This is a genomic window from Methylobacterium aquaticum (assembly GCF_016804325.1).
Classification (GTDB): Bacteria; Pseudomonadota; Alphaproteobacteria; order Rhizobiales; family Beijerinckiaceae; genus Methylobacterium; species Methylobacterium aquaticum_C.
Genome location: NZ_CP043627.1, coordinates 1677662 through 1695254 on the forward strand (window position 1 = coordinate 1677662; position 17593 = coordinate 1695254).

The 17593-nt window shown below is 71.2% G+C and carries 17 protein-coding genes and 1 pseudogene; 5 read left to right on the forward strand and 13 right to left on the reverse strand.

Annotation, left to right across the window (positions count from 1 at the left end):
* Positions 1 to 14 precede the first annotated feature (14 nt).
* Entirely contained in the window at positions 15 to 857 is an 843-nt protein-coding gene (locus tag F1D61_RS07435) for a DUF1206 domain-containing protein (RefSeq protein WP_203157262.1), read from the reverse strand.
* A gap of 16 nt (positions 858 to 873) precedes the next feature.
* A complete protein-coding gene (locus F1D61_RS07440) occupies positions 874 to 1419 on the reverse strand; it encodes a tellurite resistance TerB family protein (RefSeq protein WP_203157264.1) in 546 nt (181 codons plus the stop codon).
* Positions 1420 to 1548: 129 nt separating this feature from the next.
* On the opposite strand from F1D61_RS07440, the gene F1D61_RS07445 reads away from it, so the two are divergent.
* Positions 1549 to 2346 (forward strand): DUF3750 domain-containing protein, encoded by a 798-nt coding sequence (locus F1D61_RS07445; protein ID WP_203158963.1) that lies wholly within the window; start codon positions 1549 to 1551, stop codon positions 2344 to 2346.
* A gap of 169 nt (positions 2347 to 2515) precedes the next feature.
* The gene (locus F1D61_RS07450) at positions 2516 to 2728 is read left to right on the forward strand and encodes a hypothetical protein (RefSeq protein ID WP_203157266.1); all 213 of its coding nucleotides are present in this window, start codon (positions 2516 to 2518) and stop codon (positions 2726 to 2728) included.
* A 4-nt stretch (positions 2729 to 2732) separates the two neighbouring features.
* Here the strand turns inward: F1D61_RS07450 and F1D61_RS07455 are convergent, their stop codons facing one another.
* Both F1D61_RS07455 and F1D61_RS07460 read right to left on the reverse strand, forming a co-directional pair.
* Positions 2733 to 3734: a LacI family DNA-binding transcriptional regulator gene (locus tag F1D61_RS07455; RefSeq protein ID WP_203158964.1), complete on the reverse strand. Its 1002-nt coding sequence runs from the start codon at positions 3732 to 3734 to the stop codon at positions 2733 to 2735.
* Between the two features lie 47 nt (positions 3735 to 3781).
* Complete coding sequence (locus tag F1D61_RS07460) at positions 3782 to 4822, reverse strand: L-idonate 5-dehydrogenase (RefSeq protein WP_203157268.1); 1041 nt, start codon at positions 4820 to 4822, stop codon at positions 3782 to 3784.
* A 163-nt stretch (positions 4823 to 4985) separates the two neighbouring features.
* Between F1D61_RS07460 and F1D61_RS07465 the strand changes: the two genes are divergently transcribed.
* Complete coding sequence (locus F1D61_RS07465; protein ID WP_203157270.1) at positions 4986 to 5753, forward strand: SDR family oxidoreductase; 768 nt, start codon at positions 4986 to 4988, stop codon at positions 5751 to 5753.
* A gap of 288 nt (positions 5754 to 6041) precedes the next feature.
* On the opposite strand, the gene F1D61_RS07470 is transcribed toward F1D61_RS07465, so the two are convergent.
* Positions 6042 to 6596, reverse strand: coding sequence for a DNA-binding protein (locus F1D61_RS07470; RefSeq protein ID WP_246775764.1), 555 nt, complete (start codon positions 6594 to 6596; stop codon positions 6042 to 6044).
* A 278-nt stretch (positions 6597 to 6874) separates the two neighbouring features.
* Between F1D61_RS07470 and F1D61_RS07475 the strand changes: the two genes are divergently transcribed.
* Positions 6875 to 7543 (forward strand): response regulator, encoded by a 669-nt coding sequence (locus F1D61_RS07475; RefSeq protein WP_203157272.1) that lies wholly within the window; start codon positions 6875 to 6877, stop codon positions 7541 to 7543.
* Entirely contained in the window at positions 7540 to 8862 is a 1323-nt protein-coding gene (locus F1D61_RS07480) for a sensor histidine kinase (protein WP_246775765.1), read from the forward strand. The genes F1D61_RS07475 and F1D61_RS07480 overlap by 4 nt, the downstream gene beginning before the upstream one ends.
* A gap of 269 nt (positions 8863 to 9131) precedes the next feature.
* On the opposite strand, the gene F1D61_RS07485 is transcribed toward F1D61_RS07480, so the two are convergent.
* From F1D61_RS07485 to F1D61_RS07520, 8 genes and pseudogenes are all read right to left on the reverse strand, one after another.
* A complete protein-coding gene (locus F1D61_RS07485) occupies positions 9132 to 9878 on the reverse strand; it encodes a YebC/PmpR family DNA-binding transcriptional regulator (RefSeq protein WP_203157273.1) in 747 nt (248 codons plus the stop codon).
* A gap of 195 nt (positions 9879 to 10073) precedes the next feature.
* Entirely contained in the window at positions 10074 to 10943 is an 870-nt protein-coding gene (gene phnE / locus F1D61_RS07490; protein WP_203157276.1) for a phosphonate ABC transporter, permease protein PhnE, read from the reverse strand.
* Positions 10940 to 11824 (reverse strand): phosphonate ABC transporter, permease protein PhnE, encoded by an 885-nt coding sequence (gene phnE / locus F1D61_RS07495; RefSeq protein WP_246775766.1) that lies wholly within the window; start codon positions 11822 to 11824, stop codon positions 10940 to 10942. The genes phnE (F1D61_RS07490) and phnE (F1D61_RS07495) overlap by 4 nt, the downstream gene beginning before the upstream one ends.
* Positions 11825 to 11941: 117 nt before the next feature.
* Positions 11942 to 12865, reverse strand: coding sequence for a phosphonate ABC transporter substrate-binding protein (gene phnD / locus F1D61_RS07500; RefSeq protein ID WP_203157282.1), 924 nt, complete (start codon positions 12863 to 12865; stop codon positions 11942 to 11944).
* Positions 12866 to 12895: 30 nt separating this feature from the next.
* A complete protein-coding gene (gene phnC / locus F1D61_RS07505; protein ID WP_203157284.1) occupies positions 12896 to 13717 on the reverse strand; it encodes a phosphonate ABC transporter ATP-binding protein in 822 nt (273 codons plus the stop codon).
* Positions 13718 to 13791: 74 nt separating this feature from the next.
* Positions 13792 to 14409: a chloramphenicol acetyltransferase gene (locus F1D61_RS07510; protein WP_203157286.1), complete on the reverse strand. Its 618-nt coding sequence runs from the start codon at positions 14407 to 14409 to the stop codon at positions 13792 to 13794.
* Positions 14410 to 14413: 4 nt separating this feature from the next.
* Positions 14414 to 15091, reverse strand: coding sequence for a DUF1045 domain-containing protein (locus tag F1D61_RS07515; protein ID WP_203157288.1), 678 nt, complete (start codon positions 15089 to 15091; stop codon positions 14414 to 14416).
* Between the two features lie 309 nt (positions 15092 to 15400).
* Positions 15401 to 17550: pseudogene (locus F1D61_RS07520) on the reverse strand (S9 family peptidase).
* Between the last annotated feature and the right edge of the window lie 43 nt (positions 17551 to 17593).

Sequence of the window (17593 nt, forward strand, 5' to 3'; positions counted from 1 at the left end):
TCCTCCGGTGACTCTTATCGCGCGATATCCTCCACGGCGCGGCGCGCCGCGTCGAGGTCCGGCGGGTCGATGTGGCGGTAGCGGGCCTGGACGAGGCCGAACACCCCGAAGGCGGCGAGCCCCGCCGCCGTGAGGCCGAGCAGCACCCAGCCATAGGGCTCGCCCCGCAGGGCTTGCAGCGCGCCGCCGAGGCCCTTGACCTCGCTCGACCGGCTGGCAATCGCCGCCGCGATCAGGAAGCCGCCGATCAGCCCGAAGGTGAGCGCCCGCGCGGCATAGCCGAAGCGGCCGACATGGCGCACCCAGTCGCGGGCGTCGTGCGGCACGGAGAGGCGCTTGCACACGTCGCCCTTCCAGGCCTTCCACGCGAAGGCGAGGCCGGCGCCGATCACGATCAGCCCGACGGCGCCGACGAGCCACTGGCCGAAGGGCTGCTGCAGCAGCCAGGCGGTCCAGTCCCGCGCCCCCTGGTCCTCGGCCTGGCGGGCGGTGCCGCGGCCGAGCGCCGCCAGCATCATCGAGAATCCGAGGCCGCCATAGGTGACGCCGCTGACGAGGTGGCCGGCCCGGGTCGCCAGCCCCTTGGCCGAGCGCCCGTAGCCGTCGGCATCGGTGATGGCCTCGACCACCCGCCAGAGCGCGAAGGCGGCGAGGCCGAAGGCGACGATCCCGAGCAGGATCCAGCCGAAGGGCCGCTCCAGCAGGATCAGGAGCGCGCTGCGGCTGCCCCCGGTCTGGCCGCCGATGCCGATCGCCGCCAGCAGGGCGAGGCCGCCGACGAGGCAATAGGTGACGCCGCGGGCGCCGTAGCCGAGGCGGGCGAGCAGTTCGAGGGCTTGCCGGCCGTCGGATTGCATGGCGGCGTGTCCCCGGTCAGGCCGCGAGGCCGGATTCGACCCGGGCGACCGCACCCGCATCGAGATCGAGGGCCTCGGCCAGCATCCGCAGGAAGGTGCGCTCCTGCATCGTGTCGGGGTCGATGGCGAGGCGGGCCGCGGCGTAGACCCGGGCGCCGGATTCGGGATCCTGGACCCGGTCGGCGATCTCGTCGATCGTCGCCGGGTCCTCCAGCTCGCGGGCGAGCCATTGCCGGCCGGCGAGGTCGAGGCCGGATTCGGCGACCGCCGCGTCGAGCCGCTCGCGCTCGCGGGCATCGATCACCCCGTCGGCGGCCGAGGCCGCCACCATGATGCGCAGGCAGAGCGTCGCCTCGTCGTCGCTGAGCGCGCCGGCGTCGAACGGCGTCGCGGGAGGCTTCGCCGGAGAGCGGGCCGACGGCTGCGCGGCCGGGGCGTCTTCTTGCGTCGCCCGCAGGGCGAGGCCGGCGATCAGCGCCAGCCCGCCGAGGGCGGCGGAGGCCGCGAGCCCGCCGCGGCGACTGCGCACCAGGGCGTCCAGCACCCGTTTCACCTCGGCCATCGCACTCTCCCCTCTCCGTCCAAGCGTATCTCTTTGCCGACAACGGTCTCGTGCGGCTCCGGTTCGCGGACGAACGGCGGATCGCCGCGCCCGTTGCGCCGCCACGCTCGCGGCGCCATCTTTCCGGTCATGCTTCTCGCCCTGGCCTGGCTGGCGCGCACCCTCGTGCTCGCGCTCGTTCTCCTGTTCCTGCTGCCGCTCGCCGCCCACGCCCTGTGGTGGTGGAGCCGCGACGACCTCGCCCCCGACTGGTCCACCGCCGACTGGTCGAGCGCCCGGCTCCTGCCCGCGGCCGCGGCCGCGCCGGACGCGAAGGTGCGGATCTACGCCGCCCGGGTCGGGCGCTGGCGGGGCATCTTCGCCCACCACACCTGGATCGTCGTCAAGGAGGCGGGCGCCCCGCGCTACACCCGCTACGACGTGGTCGGCTGGGGCCTGCCGGTGCGCACCGATGCCTACGCGGCCGATGCGCGCTGGTTCGGCAACCCGCCGCAGGTGGTGCTGGCCCTCGACGGCCCGGCGGCAGAGCGCGCCGTGCCGCGGATCCGCGCCGCGGTCGCGACCTACCCGCACCGCGCGGCGGGCAGCTACAACGCCTGGCCGGGGCCGAACTCCAACACCTTCGTGGCCCATGTGCTGCGGGCGGTGCCCGAACTCGCCGTGGCGCTGCCGCCGACGGCGTTGGGCAAGGATTTCTCCGAGCGCCCGATCGCCTGGACGCCGAGCCGGACCGGATTGCAGCTCTCGGCCCGCGGTTATCTCGGCCTCACCCTCGGCTGGGTCGAGGGGATCGAGATCAACGTCCTCGGGGCGGTGGCGGGGCTCGACCTGCGCCGTCCCGCCCTGAAGCTGCCGGGCTGGGGCCGCATCGGCATGGACCCGGCCGGCGCCACCGAGACGCTGATCGCCCCGACGGCGCAGAACTGAGCCTTGCTTCCGCGACGGGGCGCGGGCGAGAGCCGCGAAGCCGGCCCCCGGTGCCCGTTCGCAGCGCCGCGCGAGGCCCGCCCCTCATCGGCACGCAGGCCGTGAATCAAACCCGTGAACCAAACCATGGTGCAGCGCGTTGAACCTGGGCGCGAGGTTTGCACTGCACATGTCCAGCTCCCGATTCGTCAAGGCCGACGCGGCCCCCTCGCCGCTCAGCGGGCCGTTCGCCCCGGTGCTCACCGGCGTCTCGCGCGGGCTGCAGGACCTGTTCCCGCCGGTCGAGCTGTCGCAGCCCGCGCGCGACACCCGGGAGACCGAGCGGGAGGCCATCGCCCCGGTGCTGCGGCAGCGCCCGGCCCCGGAACCCAGGCTAGCCTGACGGATCATAGCGGAAGCGTGCTCTCCCGCAGGGCGAGCCGGAACCCGAGATCGATCACCGGCGGCGCCTCCGCCCCGCCGTCGAGGAGCCCGAGCAGCAGGGCACCGGTCCGCAACCCGATCCCCGCGGCGTCGACCGCGATGGTGGAGAGGCGTGGCACGCATTGGCGGCCGATCTCGACATCGCCGAAGCCGAGGATCTGCACGTCCTCCGGGACCCGGATGCCGCGGCGCCGGCATTCCATCAGGGCGCCGAAGGCCGAGATGTCCGAGACGAGGAACACGGCCTCGGCGCCGCCGCGGCGCAGCAACTCGGCCATCGCCTCGGCACCGTGGGAGAAGGCCCCCACCGCCCGTCCGTGATGCAGGATCAGGTCGTCCGGCAGCCCCGCCTCGGCGAGGCCGTCGCGCAGTCCCCTCAGGCGCTCCTCGCCGCGGAAATCGCGGATGTCGCCCGTGCGCTCCGGCCCGAGCCCGGCGATGCGGGTGGCGCCGAGACCGATCAGCGTCCGCGCCGCGAGCCGGCCGGCCTCGTGATTCGAGAACCCCACGGCCCGGTCGATCGGCGTCTCCGGCCGGTCCCAGATCTCCACCACCGGCACCCCGGCGCGGGCGAGGAGGTCGCGGGTCGCGGGGGAACGCTCCATGCCGGACACCACGATCGCGTCAGGACGGCGCGACAGCATCGCGCGCAACACCACCTCCTCCTCGGAGACCGAGTAGCCGGTGACCCCGATCAGGGGCTGGTAGCCGCGCGGGCGCATCGCCTGGGTGAGGCCGGCTGCTGTGTCGGCGAAGTTCGGGTTGGTCAGCGTCGGAACGAGCAGGGCGACGAAGCCGGTGCGCCGCGACGACAATCCCCCCGCCCCGCGATCCGGCACGTAGCCGAGCTGCTCCACCGCCGCCAGCACCCGCGCCCGCATCTCCCCGGAGACGAGGCCGGCCTGGCTGAGGGTGCGCGAGACCGTCATCGGCGAGACGCCGGCGAGGCGCGACACGTCGCGCATCGTCGGCGCCCGGCGCGAGGGCGACCGGCCCTCGGCCATGGCAGAGCCTAGAAGGCCAGATGGACCTTGATCGCCCTGGTCCGGTCGGCGGCGAGCGCGAAGGCCTCGTCGGCCCGAGACATCAGCATCTCGGCGGACAGGATCGGCGCGACGTCGATCCGGCCGGCGGCGAGCAGCGCGATGGCCGTGCGGTACTCCTCGTGGAAGCGGAAGGCGCCGACGAAGTCGATCTCGCGGGCCATCAGCAGGTTGGCCGGCACCGGCACGTCGCCCGGCGGCATCATGCCGAGCTGCACCACCCGGCCGCCGGGCCGCACGACCCGAAACAGCGAGGCCAGCGCCGCGGGCGAGCCGGTCGCCTCGAGCGCCACGTCGAAGGTGCCCTTGTCGGCCTCGTAGGCGGCCAGCCGCTCGGGCTCGGTCCCGACGTTGATGGTCTCCGCGGCGCCGATCTCCCGGGCGAGCCTGAGCGGCGCGTCGGACAGATCGGTGCAGACGATCCGGCGGGCGCCGGCGAGCTTCGCCGCCATCAGGCACAGGAGGCCGATCGGCCCGGCCCCGGCGATGAGGACGTGGCGGCCGAGCAGCTCGCCCGCCCGCCGGATGCCGTGCAGCGCCACCGCCAGCGGCTCGCCGCAGGCCGCGACCCGCATCGACATCGAATCGGGGATCGGCACGCATTGGTCGGCCCGGGCGAGGAAGAGCTCGCTGAAGCCGCCCTGGACATGCGGGAAGATCGCCGCCGAGCCGAAGAAGCGCATGTTGCGGCACAGGTTCGAGCGGCCGGCGCGGCAATAGTCGCAGGACAGGCACGGCCGGCTCGGATCGACCGCGACCCGGTCACCGGGCTTGACGCTCGTGACCGCGGCACCCACCCGCGTCACCGTGCCGGCGACCTCGTGGCCGAGCACCATCGGCTCGCGGAGCGAGAAATCCCCGACCCGGCCCTTGCCGTAATAGGACAGGTCGGAGCCGCAGATGCCGCCGGCGCCGAGCGCCACCACGACCTCGTCGGCCTCCGGCTCGCGCAGCGAGATCGGCTCGACCCGCAGGTCCTTGGCGGCGTGGATGCGCGCGGCGAGCGTCATGGCAACAAGTCTCCTCCCGGTGGGCCCTGGCTGCCGATCCTCCGGCGCCGCGATGCCGCTTGCGTTGGTATCGGTACCATGCTTCCCTTCCGGCATAAGCGCAACCGCGGGAGCGGGCCCGAAAGCCCGCCGGACGCGAGATGCATCTGGGAGGGAATCGCCGGTGTCGACCGCCTTGTTCGATCTGTCGGGCCGCCGCGCCCTGGTGACCGGCTCCAGCCAGGGCATCGGCCTGTCGCTGGCGCTCGGCCTCGGTCGGGCCGGGGCGGCGATCGTGCTGAACGGGCGCGACGCAGGCAAGCTCGACGGCGCCGTGGCGGAATTGCGGAACGAGGGCATCGCGGCGGAGGCCGCGGCCTTCGACGTGTCCGACGCGGTCGCCGTGAAGGCCGGCGTCGACCGGATCGAGGCCGAGATCGGCCCCCTCGACATCCTGGTCAACAATGCCGGCATCCAGCGCCGCGCGCCGCTGGAGGATTATCCGGTCGAGACCTGGCACGAGCTGATGCGGGTCAACCTCGACAGCGTGTTCTATGTCGGCCAGGCGGTGGCCCGGCACATGATCCCGCGCAAGCGCGGCAAGATCATCAACATCGCCAGCCTCCAGAGCGAGGCGGCGCGCTACTCGATCGCCCCCTACACCGCCTCGAAGGGCGCGGTGAAGAACCTGACCAAGGGCATGTGCACCGACTGGGCCCGCCACGGCCTCCAGGTGAACGGCATCGGCCCGGGCTACTTCGCGACGCCGTTGAACCAGGCGCTGATCGAGAATCCCGAGTTCGACGCCTGGCTGAAGAACCGGACCCCGGCCGGGCGCTGGGGCCGGGTGGAGGAATTGCAGGGCGCGGCGATCTTCCTCGCCTCGGCGGCGTCGGACTTCGTCAACGGGCAGATCCTGTACGTGGATGGGGGCGTGCTGGCGACGTTGTGAGGTTTCACCCCCTTCCCACCCGCGACCTCATCCTGAGGTGTCAGTCCATCGAAGATGGACTGACCTCGAAGGAGGGCTCCAGATACCACGCGATCCCTGGAACCCTCCTTCGAGGTCAGCCGATCTTCGATCGGCTGACACCTCAGGATGAGGTCGTGGATGGAAAATCCCAATGTCGAGAGGCTTCGCGCTCTTGTCCTGTGTCGTAGTCCCAGGTCCTCGCCATGGATGAGACCCGGGACAACCAATTATATGTCAGGCACAATCGTGCCCGAAATCTGTCAATACTCAGAACACCCGCTTCTCCCGGATCTGCCCGTCGAAGCCGACATGGAGCATCCGCTCCTTGCCGTCCTGCCCCTTGGCCGCCACGTCGAGGTGGCGGGGGCCGCGACCGGCGACGCGCACGTCCGTGTAGCCGGCATCCGTGACCGCCCTGGTGAGGGCCGGGACGTCGATGGTCGGCCCCAGACCGGCCTTGTCCTTCGCCCAGTCGAGGCCGCCGGGGGGCGGGCCCACCGGGCGCAAGGGTTCGGTCTTGCCGTCGGCCCGGGTGAGCACGCTGGCGTGGAGGAAGCCGTTCTCGAACCGGCCCTGCACCGTCACGCTCTCGCCCTTGGCCACCAGGGTGCCGCCCTCCCCGGCCCGGCCGGTCTCGACCAGCGCCCGGCCGGTGCCGTCCTGGAGGATGAACTTGTTGCCGAAGATTTCGGCGACCTCACCCTTGGCGGCGATGGCGCCGGAGGGCTGGAGCGCGCTCACCGCGACCGGGGCGACGGGGGTGAGCGGGGTCTGGGCCGGCTGGGCGAGGGAAAACCCGACGGCGCCGAGCGCCAGCGGCACCGCGACGGCGCCGACGAGGAGGCCGCGGCGGGGCTTGGCGCGGGGGTGACGGCGTCGGTCTTCGGGGCACCGCTCGTGTTGCTCCCGATCTCGGTGGCCTTGCCCTCGATGGTGGTGCGGTCGGTCATGTCTGTCGTCCCTGTGTGATGAGGCCCTGTCCGGGTTGGCGCTCTTCTACGTCAGGCCCCGGGAACCGGGCCTGAACCCGGCCGTTCAGGTTCGGTTAAACCGCCGGGACTACGGCGGAATCCGCCTTTGCCACCCGGGTTCGACCGCTCATGAAGCTCCTGCTCGTCGAGGACGATGCGGCGCTCGCCGCCGAGATCCTGCGGGTCCTGCGCGCCGAGAACTGCGCCGTCGACCATGCCGATAACGGCGAGGACGGCGGGCATCTCGGCGACACCGAGACCTACGACGCGGCGGTGCTCGATCTCGGCCTGCCGAAGCGCGACGGGATCGCGGTGCTCCAGGGCTGGCGCGCGGCCGGCCGCACCCTGCCGGTGCTGATCCTCACCGCGCGCGACGCCTGGAGCGACAAGGTGGCGGGCTTCAAGGCCGGAGCCGACGACTACCTGGTGAAGCCGTTCCGGGTCGAGGAGCTGGTGATCCGCCTGCGCGCCCTGGTCCGCCGCGCCGCCGCCCACGGAGCGACCACCGTGACCTGCGGTCCCGTCACCTTCGATCCCGGCCTCGGCGCCTTCACCCGCGACGGGCTGCCGCTCAAGCTCACCGGGCTCGAATGGCGGGTCCTGTCCTGCCTGATCCTGCGCCGGGACGGCGTGGTGCCCCGGGGCGAGCTGCTGGAGCGGGTCTACGAGGGCGACGCGGAGGTCGATTCGAACTCGGTCGAGGTCATCATCACGCGGTTGCGCCGCAAGATCGCCCCGGCCCGGATCGAGACCGTGCGCGGCCACGGCTACCGGCTCACCGCGGGCGAGGCGGCGTGATCGGGCTCGGCCAGATCGGCTCCCTGCGGCGCCGCCTGCTCGTCGGGGCGCTGGCGCTGGGCGCGACCGCGCTCGTGGTGGCGGGGATCGCCATCGCGCTGATCCTCGCCCGCTTCGTGCGCGGCCAGATCGATTCCCGGCTCGATGCGCAGATCGTCGCCCTGGTCTCGGGGCTGGAGCCGGGCCCCGCTTTACGCCTCTCCCGCGACCTCGACGCGCCGCCCTTCGACCGGCCGGGCTCGGGCTGGACCTGGCAGGTGCAGCGCGGCCCCACGGTCCTGCGCTCGGCCTCCCTCGGGGAGCGCACCCTCGCCGTCCCGGCGGTGCCGGAGGACGAGGACAGGCCCCGCCCGGCGGAGGGCACCGGCCCGCACGGACAGGCCGTGATCCTGCGCATCCTGACGCTGCCGGACGGGACGGTGGTGGCGGCGAGCGCCCCGCGCGCGGCGCTGAACGGCCCGCTGCGGGAGGCGGGCCTGAGCCTCGCCGCCTGCCTGGCGGTCCTGGGATTGGTCCTGGCTGCCGCGGGCGTGGCGCAGGTGCGCCTGGGGCTTCGTCCCCTCGACCGGTTGCGGCAGGAACTCGAAGCCGTGCGGGCGGGGCAGCGCGAGCGGGTGCCCGCGTCCCAGCCGACGGAGGTCCGGCCCCTCGCCGCCGAGATCAACGCCCTCCTCGACCAGAACGCGGCGCAGCTCGCCCAGGCCCGCACCCATGTGGCGAACCTCGCCCATGGCTTGAAGACGCCGCTCGCCACGCTGTCGCTCGCCCTGTCCGAGCCGGGCCGCGACCCGGACGGGCGGCTGTCTCGGCTCGTGGCCCATCTCGACCGCTCCGTGCGCCATCACCTGCGCCGGGCCCGCAGCGCGGCGCTGACCGGGGCGACGCGGACCCGCACGGAACTGGCCGGCCCGGTCACCGACCTCGCGGCGGCCCTGGAGCGGCTGCACGCCGAGAAGGGCGTGCGGGTGACCTGCACGGTCCCGCCCGGCCTCGCCGCGGCCTGCGACCCCCAGGACCTCGACGAGATGCTGGGCAACCTGATCGACAATGCCTGCACCTGGTGTGTGCGGGCGGTGCGTGTATCGGCCGAAGGCTCGGGCGGCGAGGTGGTGGTGGCGATCGAGGATGACGGCCCGGGCCTCGGGCCGGAGGCGCTGGCGGCGGTGGCGCAGCGCGGCCGGCGCCTCGACGAGACCGTGCCGGGCCACGGCTTCGGCCTCGCCATCACGACGGAACTGGCGGAGCTGTATGGCGGCGGGCTGGCGCTCGACCGGTCGGCGATGGGAGGCTTGCGGGCAAGGCTGCGGCTGCCGGGGTGAGCGGGCTCAGGCGAAAGCCGAAGCAGGCGACAGGTCCCACCCTCCCACCTCATCCTGAGGTGTTAGTCGATCAAAGATCGACTGACCTCGAAGGAGGGTTCCAGAAATCTCCGCGATCCCTGGAGCCCTCCTTCGAGGCTCCCTCCGGTCGCACCTCAGGATGAGGTCGCGGGTGGGTCAGAACAATCTTGCGAAAAACTACTGTCATAAGAGGCAGGGATGACCCTGCGAGGCGGGAACGAGGCGGCCACCGACGACCGCCCCTCGTCTCACCCCTGCATCTTCGCCAGCATCGCCTCCGAGACCGCGAAGTTCACGAAGACGTTCTGCACGTCGTCCTGGTCCTCGATGGTCTCGACGAGGCGGATCAGCTTCTCGGCGGTCTCGTCGTCGACGTCGACGGTGTTCTGGGCGCGCCAGATCAGGGCGGTGCGGCGCGGCTCGCCGAAGCGGGCCTCCAGGGTCTTGGCGACCTCGCCGAGAGATCCCTGCTCGCAGGTGACCTCGTGGCCGCTCTCGTCGGACTTCACGTCGTCGGCGCCGGCCTCGATGGCGGCTTCCAGCATCGTGTCGGCGTCCGCCACCTTGGCATCGAAGGCGACGAGGCCGACATGGTCGAACATGAACGACACGGCGCCGGTCTCGGCGAGGCTGCCGCCGGACTTGGTGAAGGCCGAGCGCACGTCGCTCGCCGTGCGGTTGCGGTTGTCGGTCTGCGCCTCGACGATGAGCGCGGCGCCGCCGGGGCCGTAGCCCTCGTAGCGGACCTCCTCGTAGTTCTCCGCGTCGCCCCCGGCCGCCTTCTTGATGGCGCGCTCGATGTTGTCCTTGGGCATGTTCTCGGCGCGGGCCGCGAGGATCGCAGCGCGCAGGCGCGGGTTCATCGACGGGTCGGGCGTGCCGAGCTTGGCCGCGACGGTGATCTCTCGGGCGAGCTTGGAGAACACCTTCGAGCGGACCGCGTCGACGCGGCCCTTGCGGTGCATGATGTTCTTGAACTGTGAATGCCCGGCCATGGTGCTCCCCGGCGGATGGATCGATCCTTGCGCCCGGAGAGCGCCCGGCGGGGCTCTCGACGCCGCAAGGCCTTTCGTGAGACAGCCGGCTTATAGGCGCGCGTCCCCGGGTAAGACAATCGCGCCGCGCGAGGTTTTCGCAGCCCTTCGCGGGTGCGAAAACCCGGTGGAATCAGGCCCCTACGCAGGTCGGGATCAGTGCGCCGCACCCCCGATGATCGCCCGGCGCAGGCGGCCCGAGACGAGGTCGATCAGCGCCACGGTGACGAGGATCATCAGCACCAGGAAGGCGACCTGCTGCATCTCCAGCACCCGGATCAGCTCGGTGAGGTACTGGCCGATGCCGCCGGCCCCGACGATGCCGATGATGGTGGCCGAGCGGGTGTTCGACTCGAAGAAGTACAGCACCTGGCTTGCGAGCACCGGCAGCACCGCCGGCACCAGGCCGAACCGCACCCGGTGCAGCCGGGAGCCGCCGGACGCGGTCACGCCCTCCTGCGCCTTGCGGTCGGCGGTCTCGACCGCCTCGGAGAAGAGTTTTCCGAGCGCGCCGAAATCCGAGCAGGCGATGGCGAGAGCACCGGCGAACGGCCCGAGGCCGACGACGTTGATCCAGATCAGCGCCCAGATCAGCACGTCGACGGAGCGGATCACGTCGAAGCCGCGGCGCACCCCGAAGCGCAGGAAGGGGTTTCTCACCACGTTGCGGGCGGCGAGGAACGCCACCGGGAAGGCGAGGCAGGCCGCCGTCAGCGTGCCGAGGAAGGCGATCGCCAGGGTCTCGCCCAACGCGGTCAGGAACAGGCCGAAGCGACCCTCCGCGGAGGGCGGCAGCATCATGCCGGCGAACTCGCCGAGACGGTGCAGGCCGTGGACGATGCGCAGCAGCGAGAAATCGAGCCGGACCATCGCGACGGCCGCGAGGCCGAGGATTGCGGCAAGGCTGCCGATCACGGCGGCGCGGCGGGACCACGAAGGCCGGAAGACCGCCGGGTGGCGGGCGCGCAACCCGTCGAGGTCGGCGAGCGCGGCCCGGCGCAGGGCGGAAGGTGGTCGGCGGCTCACGGGTGGGCCTCCCGGCCGAGGAGGCGGTGGCGCAAGGCCTCGGTGGCCAGATCGATCGCCACCACGGTGAGGATGATGAGGACGAGGATCGCGCTCACATCCGAGTAGTAGAAGTTGCGAATCGCCACTAGGAATTCCTGGCCGATGCCGCCGGCCCCGACGAAGCCCATCACGCCGGCCCCCCGCACGTTGATCTCGAAACGGAGCAGCGCGTAGGAGGCGAAGCTCGAGAGCACCTGCGGCACCACCGCGAAGCGCACGGTCTCGAGGAGGCCCGCGCCGGTGCCGGTCAGCCCCTCGACCGGCTTCATGTCGATGTTCTCGACCACCTCGGAGAAGAGCTTGCCGAGCGCTCCCGTGGTGTGGATGGCGAGCGCCAGCACGCCGACCATCGGCCCGAGCCCGAAGGCGATGACGAAGATCAGCGCGAACACCACCTCCGGCACCGTGCGGCAGACTTCCAGGAAGCGCCGGGCGCAGAAGCGGATGGCCGGGGAACGCACCAGGTTGGCCGAGGCGAGGAAGCACAGGCCGAACGCCGCGATGCCGCCGAACAGCGTGCCGAGATAGGCCATCAGGATGGTCTCGCCCAGCAGCGACAGCCATTTCGGCAGGCCCCAGTACCAGGCCGCGACATCCGCCGGCAGGTTGTCGAGGGTCAGGACCGGCAGGATCTGGCCGAGATAGGCGGTGAAGTTCTGGATGTTGTCGACGAAGGTGAGCGGCCGCACCTCGGCCATCCAGCCGGCGAGGAGGTAGAGCGCCACGATGACGACGACGACCGCCAGGTTGCGCCGGCGCGTCGAGGCGACGGCGCCGGAATAGGCGGCGAGCAGCGTCCTCTCGCGCTCGGGCGGCAAGGTCTCGATGCGGACGGTCACGGGGTTCTGGGTCTCCGGAGCCGGATCGGCGCCCGCACGTCGGGAGGGCATCCAGCGAGACAATCGAGCGCGGGCGTCCCCTCTCCCCGCCCGCGGGGAGAGGAGAAGACCCGTGCGTTACGACCGCTTGCGCTGGTCGTCGTTGTGGCGGAGCATGTCGATGATCGGCTGGTAGTCCTTCAGCGTCACCGGAGTGAGACCGAGATCCTTGCCGTCCGAGAGCTTGTCGAAGGCGGCCTTGTCCTTGGTCGGGAAGTCGACGAAAGCCTGGCGGATCGTCTGCTTCAGGTCGTCCGGTAGGCTGGCGAGGACCGCGAACGGGCCCTCGGGCAGGAACTCGGACTTGAAGACGACGCGGAAATCCGACTGCTTCAGCGGCGAGCCGTCGGGGTTCTTCATGCCCTTGGCGGCCATGCGGGTGACGGTCGTGTCGGTCTCGGAGTTCCAGAGATTGGCGGCGGCATCGGCCGTGCCCTGGGCCAGCGCCAGCACGGCGTTCTCGTGGCTGCCGGCATAGAAGGTCTTGCCGAAGAACTTGTCGACGTCGTGTCCGGCCTTGTGCAGGAAGAAGCGCGGGGCCTGGTTGCCGGAAGTGGAATTCGGATCGACGAAGGCGAGGTTCTTGCCCTTCAAATCCTCGATCGACTTGTACGGGCTGTCGGACCGGACGTAGATTACCGAGTAATAACCCGAGGCACCGGTCTCGTGCTTCTGGTTGACCAGCGGCTCGAGCTTCACGCCGGTCATCACCGCGCGGGCGAAGGAGGCCGGGCCGTAGAAGGCGATCTGGATGTTGCCGGCGCGCTGGCCCTCGATCACCGCGGCGTAGTCGTTGGCGACCCGCAGCTTCACCGGAACGCCGAGTTCCTTGGTGAGATAGGCGGTGAGCGGGGTCCAGCGGTCGACGGTGCCCGAGGCGTTCTCGGCCGGGATCACGCCCAGCGTCAGCTCGGGGTACTTCGCCTTCCAGTCCTGCGCGAAAGCGGGGCCGGCGGCGAGCATCAGGGCGGCGGCGCCCACGAGGGTGCGACGGTTCAACATCGATCCAAGTCCTTCTCGGAACAAAAAGTCTCAGGCGCTCAGCGCCTCCGCGTGGCGGACGGGCGCGCGCACCGGCACCGGCGGCGCCTCGGGCTCGCCGCGGTCCATCACCTCGCCGGCCTCGAGCCCGTAGAGGGTGCGGGCGACATCCTCGGTGAGGTCGAAGCCGCGTCCGTCGAACACCACCCGGCCGGCGGAGAGGCCGATCAGCCGGTCGCAATAGGCGCGGGCGAGGTCGAGGGAGTGCAGGTTGCACAAGACGGTGATGCCGTAGCGCCTGTTGGCGTCGGCCAGCGCATCCATCACTAGGCGGGTGTTGCGCGGGTCGAGGGAGGCGACCGGCTCGTCGGCCAGGATGATCTCCGGCTCCTGCACCAGGGCGCGGGCGATGGCGACGCGCTGCTGCTGGCCGCCCGAGAGCTGGTCGGCCCGGTTGGCGGCGAACGCCCCCATGTCGAAATTCTCAAGGGCGGCCAGCGCCAGCGCCCGGTCCTCCTCGCTCCACCATTTCAGGAGCGAGCGGTGGGGCGGGACCTGGTTGAGCCGGCCCATCAGCACGTTCGTCATCACGTCGAGGCGGCCGACGAGGTTGAATTGCTGGAAGATCATCGCGCAGCGGGCGCGCCAGGCGCGAAGGGCGCCGCCGCGCAAGGCCGTCACGTCGGTGCCGTCGTAGAGGATGCGCCCGGCCGTCGGGTCGGCGAGGCGGTTGAGCATGCGCAGCAGGGTCGACTTGCCGGCGCCCGAGCGCCCGATCACGCCGACGAAGCTGCCGCGCTCGATCGACAGGCTGACCCCGTCCACCGCTCGGCGGGCCCCGTATTGACGCGTGAGATTTTCGACAACCAGCATCCGCTCGCCCGATTTCCCTGTTCGGCGAACGTAAACGCCCGTTCAACGACAATCGGATGACAGATCGTCAGTGCTTAGCCGGCGTACTTATCAAGGAAGGACTCGATCGGAAGCTGACGGAAGTCGGGAAGTGCGGCGCGCAACCTGTCATGGTCCCAATCCCACCAGGCCAGGCGCATCAGGCGCGCGGAGACCGCCTCGTCGAAGCGGCGGCGCACGGGCCGAGCCGGGTTGCCGACCACGATGGTGTAGGGCGCGACGTCCCGGGTGACGATGGCGCCCGCGCCGACCACCGCCCCGGTGCCGATGCTGCGCCCGGGCAGCACGACGACACCGTGGCCGATCCAGACGTCGTGCCCGATGGTGACGGGCAAGGCCCGGCGCCGGTCGAAGAAGGCCGGCTCGTTCGACTCCTCCGGCCAATAGGACGCGGCGCGGTAGGTGAAGTGGCTCTGCGAGGCCCGCTCCATCGGGTGGTTGCCCGGATTGATCCGCACCATCGCGGCGATCGAGCAGAACTTGCCGATCGTCGTATAGATCACCTCGCCATCGTTGCCGATGTAGGAATAGTCGTCGAGGGTTGTCTCGGTGAGCCGGGTGCGGGGACCGACCTCGGTATAGCGGCCGAGGCGGCAATCCCGGACCGTGGCGGTCGGGTCGATGGCGGGGTCCAGCCCGAGTTGTTCGGCCATGGCGTCATCCTCCGAAGGCGATACGCTGCACGACCCGGAACGGCGCGGTGCCGTCCTGTCGCAGCACCGACAGGGCGTCGAGGGTAAGGGGTTCAGTCTCGCCATAGGCCGCTGCCAGGCGCTCGCGCCAGGGGGCGCGGGCCTCCTCCGGCAGGGCGTCGGTGAGCGTCATGTGGAAGCGGAACTCCTCGAAGACGTGCGGGTAGCCCCATCGCGCCAGCAGCGCCCGGCCGCGGGGGCTCAGGCGCTCGGGCCGGCGGCGCGCGGTCTCGGCCTCGGTCAGGGGTGCGCGGAACGGCTCGAAGGCAGCGACGCATTCGGCGGCGAACAGGCCGAGTTCCGGGGGGGCGGCTACCGGGACCAGGGCCGTGAAGGCGCCGAGGGTCGCGACCCGCAAGAGACCGACCGAGACCGGCGGATGATCCTTCGCCAGGGAAGCGGCGGCGTCCAGAAGATCGGCCTCGGTGACGCCGGCTCTCAAGCGCATCGGCGCCTTCAGGGTGGCGTGGAAGCCGTAGACGCTGGGGGATTCCGTCACGCCTGCGAGGTCGGCGAGGCCCTCCGGCCGGGAGATCTCCGCGCCGGTGTGGTTGTCATAACCGAGGACGGCGTTGCCGAAGCGGGCGAGGGCCGAGCCGGGCTTCGGCGTGAAGTAGAGGGCGTAGCGGGGGGTGCCGGTCACGCGGTTCTCCTTGGGCTGCTCGATTCAGCACGCGGGCGTGACCGGATGGTGACGGCGGAGGGAACATCATCCTCTACCGGCCTTGGAGTTTGTTCGAGTTGGCTAACCGAAGTGAAGCCCTCGATGTCATCCCGGGGCCGCGAAAGCGGAACCCGGGATCCATAACCGCTGACGATGCCGAATGGAGCGGAACGCTGATCGCAATATCCTGGCGCGTCGGCGGTTATGGATCCCGGGTTCTCGTCTTCGACGAGCCCCGGGATGACGAGGAGAGTTGTCGAAGTCGGTGCCAGATCACGGGATTGCGCCTCAAACAGCCTCCCGAACCACCACCTCCGCCCCCACCGCCGCCAGCGCGAAGGCATAGATCAGCGCCACCTCCTCCAGCCGGTCGAAGCGGCCGGCCGCGCCGCCGTGCCCCGCCTCCATGTTGGTGCGCAGCAGCACCGGCCCGCCCCGGTCATGGTGGCGCGCAGGCGCGCGACCCACTTCGCCGGCTCCCAATAGGTCACCCGCGGGTCGGTGAGGCCGCCGAGCGCCAGGATCGCCGGATAGGCCTTGGCCGCGACGTTGTCGTAGGGCGAATACGACAGGATGGTCTCGAAAGCCTGGAGGTCGGCGCCCGGATTGCCCCATTCGGGCCATTCCGGCGGGGTCAGCGGCAGTTCGCCGTCGAGCATGGTGTTGAGCACGTCGACGAAGGGCACGTCGGCGACGATGCCGGCAAACAGCTCGGGCGCGAGGTTCGCCACCGCCCCCATCAGCATGCCACCGGCGCTGCCGCCATGAGCGACGATGCGGCCGGCGCCCGTATAACGCGCCTCGATCAGCGCGCGGGCGCAGGCGACGAAGTCCGAGAAGGTGTTGGGCTTCTTCTCGCGCTTGCCGTCGAGGTACCAGCGCCAGCCCTTCTCGGTGCCGCCGCGGACATGCGCGATGGCGTAGACGAAGCCGCGATCGACGAGCGAGAGCGGGTTGGTGCGGAAGGCCGCCGACATCAGCGAGCCGTAGGAGCCGTAGCCGTAGAGCAGCAGCGGCGCAGTGCCGTCGAGGGGCATGTCCCGGCGATGCAGCAGCGAGACCGGCACCTGCTCCCCGTCCGGCGCGGTCGCGAACAGGCGGCGGGTGACGTAGGCCGCCGGGTCGTGGCCGCTCGGCACGTCCTGGCGCTTGCGCAAGGTCCGGTCGCGGGTGGTGGCGTGGTAATCGTAGGTCTCCGCCGGCGTCGTCATCGACGAGTAGGTGAAGCGGATCAGATCGGTATCGAAGGCGTGGCCCGGCGAGAGACCGAGCGAATAGGCCTCCTCGGCGAAGGCCACGGTATGCTCGGCGCCGCTCTCCGCGTCGCGGACGATCAGCCGCGGCCGGGCATTCTCCAGTTCCAACCGCACGAGGTGGCGGGCCAGCACGTGCTGGAAGCGGATCATGACCCCGGCGCGATGCGGGATCAGGTCGCGCCAGTTTGCCTTGGCCGGATCGTCGAGGGGCGCCACCGCGATCTTGAAGTCCTCGGCGCCGTCGGCATTGGTGAGCACGAACAACTCGTCGCCGCGATGCTCGACCGAGTAGATCAGCTTGGGCTCGCGCGTCGCCACGACCCGCAACGGCGCGAAGGGCGTAGCGCGCTCGGCGAGGTGGACCTCCGAGGTCTCGTGGTCGTTCGCCGTCACCACCAGGTAGGCGCCGGACTGGGTCTCGCCGATGCCGACGAAGAAGCCGGCATCGCTCTCCTCGTAGACCGTCTCGTCGTCGCTCTGCGGCGTGCCGAGACGGTGCAGCATCACGGTCGCGGGGCGGTGGTTCTCGTCGACCGCGACGTACCAGAAGGCGCGGCCGTCGCCGCTCCACACCACGTCGCCGGTGGTGGCGAGAACCTGGTCCTCCCGATCCTTGCCCGTGGCGAGGTCGCGGACCCGGATCGTATAGAGTTCGGAGCCCTTGGTGTCGGCGCTCCAGGCGACGAGCCGGTGGTCGTCGGAATGGGTGGCGTCCTCCAGGCTGAAGAAGGCGTGCCCCTCCCCTTCCTTGTCGCCGTCGATCAGGATTTCCTCGCCGTCTCCGGCGAGATCGCCGACGAGGCCGGGGGCGACCGTGGCCGCCGGGCGGCGGCAGACCAGCGGGTGCTGCCCGCCCTCGCGGTAGCGGGTGTAGTAGGCAAACGGCCCATCGAGGTCCGGCACGCTGCCGTCATCCTCGCGGATGCGCCCGCGCATCTCGGCGACCAGCGTCTCGCGCAGAGCCTTGGTGCCGGCGAGCGCGGCGTCCGCGTAGGTGTTCTCGGCCTCCAGGAGGGTGCGGATCTCCGCCGGCAGGGCGGCGGGGTCCTTCAGCACGTCCTTCCAGTTCTCCGCCTTGAGCCAGGCATAGGGGTCGGTCACCGCGCGGCCATGGACCGTGACGGTGACGGGCCGGACGGGCGCCGTCGGCGCGGCGGCGGGCGGGCTCAGGCGAAGGGTCATGCGGCTCCCCGGACAATGGCGGATCACAGGGATGTGCCGTCCC

Bases quoted from the DNA above. Each gene is read 5' to 3' on its own strand.
- F1D61_RS07485 (WP_203157273.1), bottom strand. From the start codon at position 9,878: ATGGCCGGGCATTCACAGTTCAAGAACATCATGCACCGCAAGGGCCGC.
- F1D61_RS07475 (WP_203157272.1), top strand. From the start codon at position 6,875: ATGAAGCTCCTGCTCGTCGAGGACGATGCGGCGCTCGCCGCCGAGATC.
- F1D61_RS07460 (WP_203157268.1), bottom strand. From the start codon at position 4,822: ATGACGCTCGCCGCGCGCATCCACGCCGCCAAGGACCTGCGGGTCGAG.
- phnC (WP_203157284.1), bottom strand. From the start codon at position 13,717: ATGCTGGTTGTCGAAAATCTCACGCGTCAATACGGGGCCCGCCGAGCG.
- F1D61_RS07445 (WP_203158963.1), top strand. From the start codon at position 1,549: ATGCTTCTCGCCCTGGCCTGGCTGGCGCGCACCCTCGTGCTCGCGCTC.
- F1D61_RS07455 (WP_203158964.1), bottom strand. From the start codon at position 3,734: ATGCGCGACGTGTCGCGCCTCGCCGGCGTCTCGCCGATGACGGTCTCG.
- F1D61_RS07450 (WP_203157266.1), top strand. From the start codon at position 2,516: ATGTCCAGCTCCCGATTCGTCAAGGCCGACGCGGCCCCCTCGCCGCTC.
- F1D61_RS07435 (WP_203157262.1), bottom strand. From the start codon at position 857: ATGCAATCCGACGGCCGGCAAGCCCTCGAACTGCTCGCCCGCCTCGGC.
- phnD (WP_203157282.1), bottom strand. From the start codon at position 12,865: ATGTTGAACCGTCGCACCCTCGTGGGCGCCGCCGCCCTGATGCTCGCC.
- F1D61_RS07510 (WP_203157286.1), bottom strand. From the start codon at position 14,409: ATGGCCGAACAACTCGGGCTGGACCCCGCCATCGACCCGACCGCCACG.
- F1D61_RS07440 (WP_203157264.1), bottom strand. From the start codon at position 1,419: ATGGCCGAGGTGAAACGGGTGCTGGACGCCCTGGTGCGCAGTCGCCGC.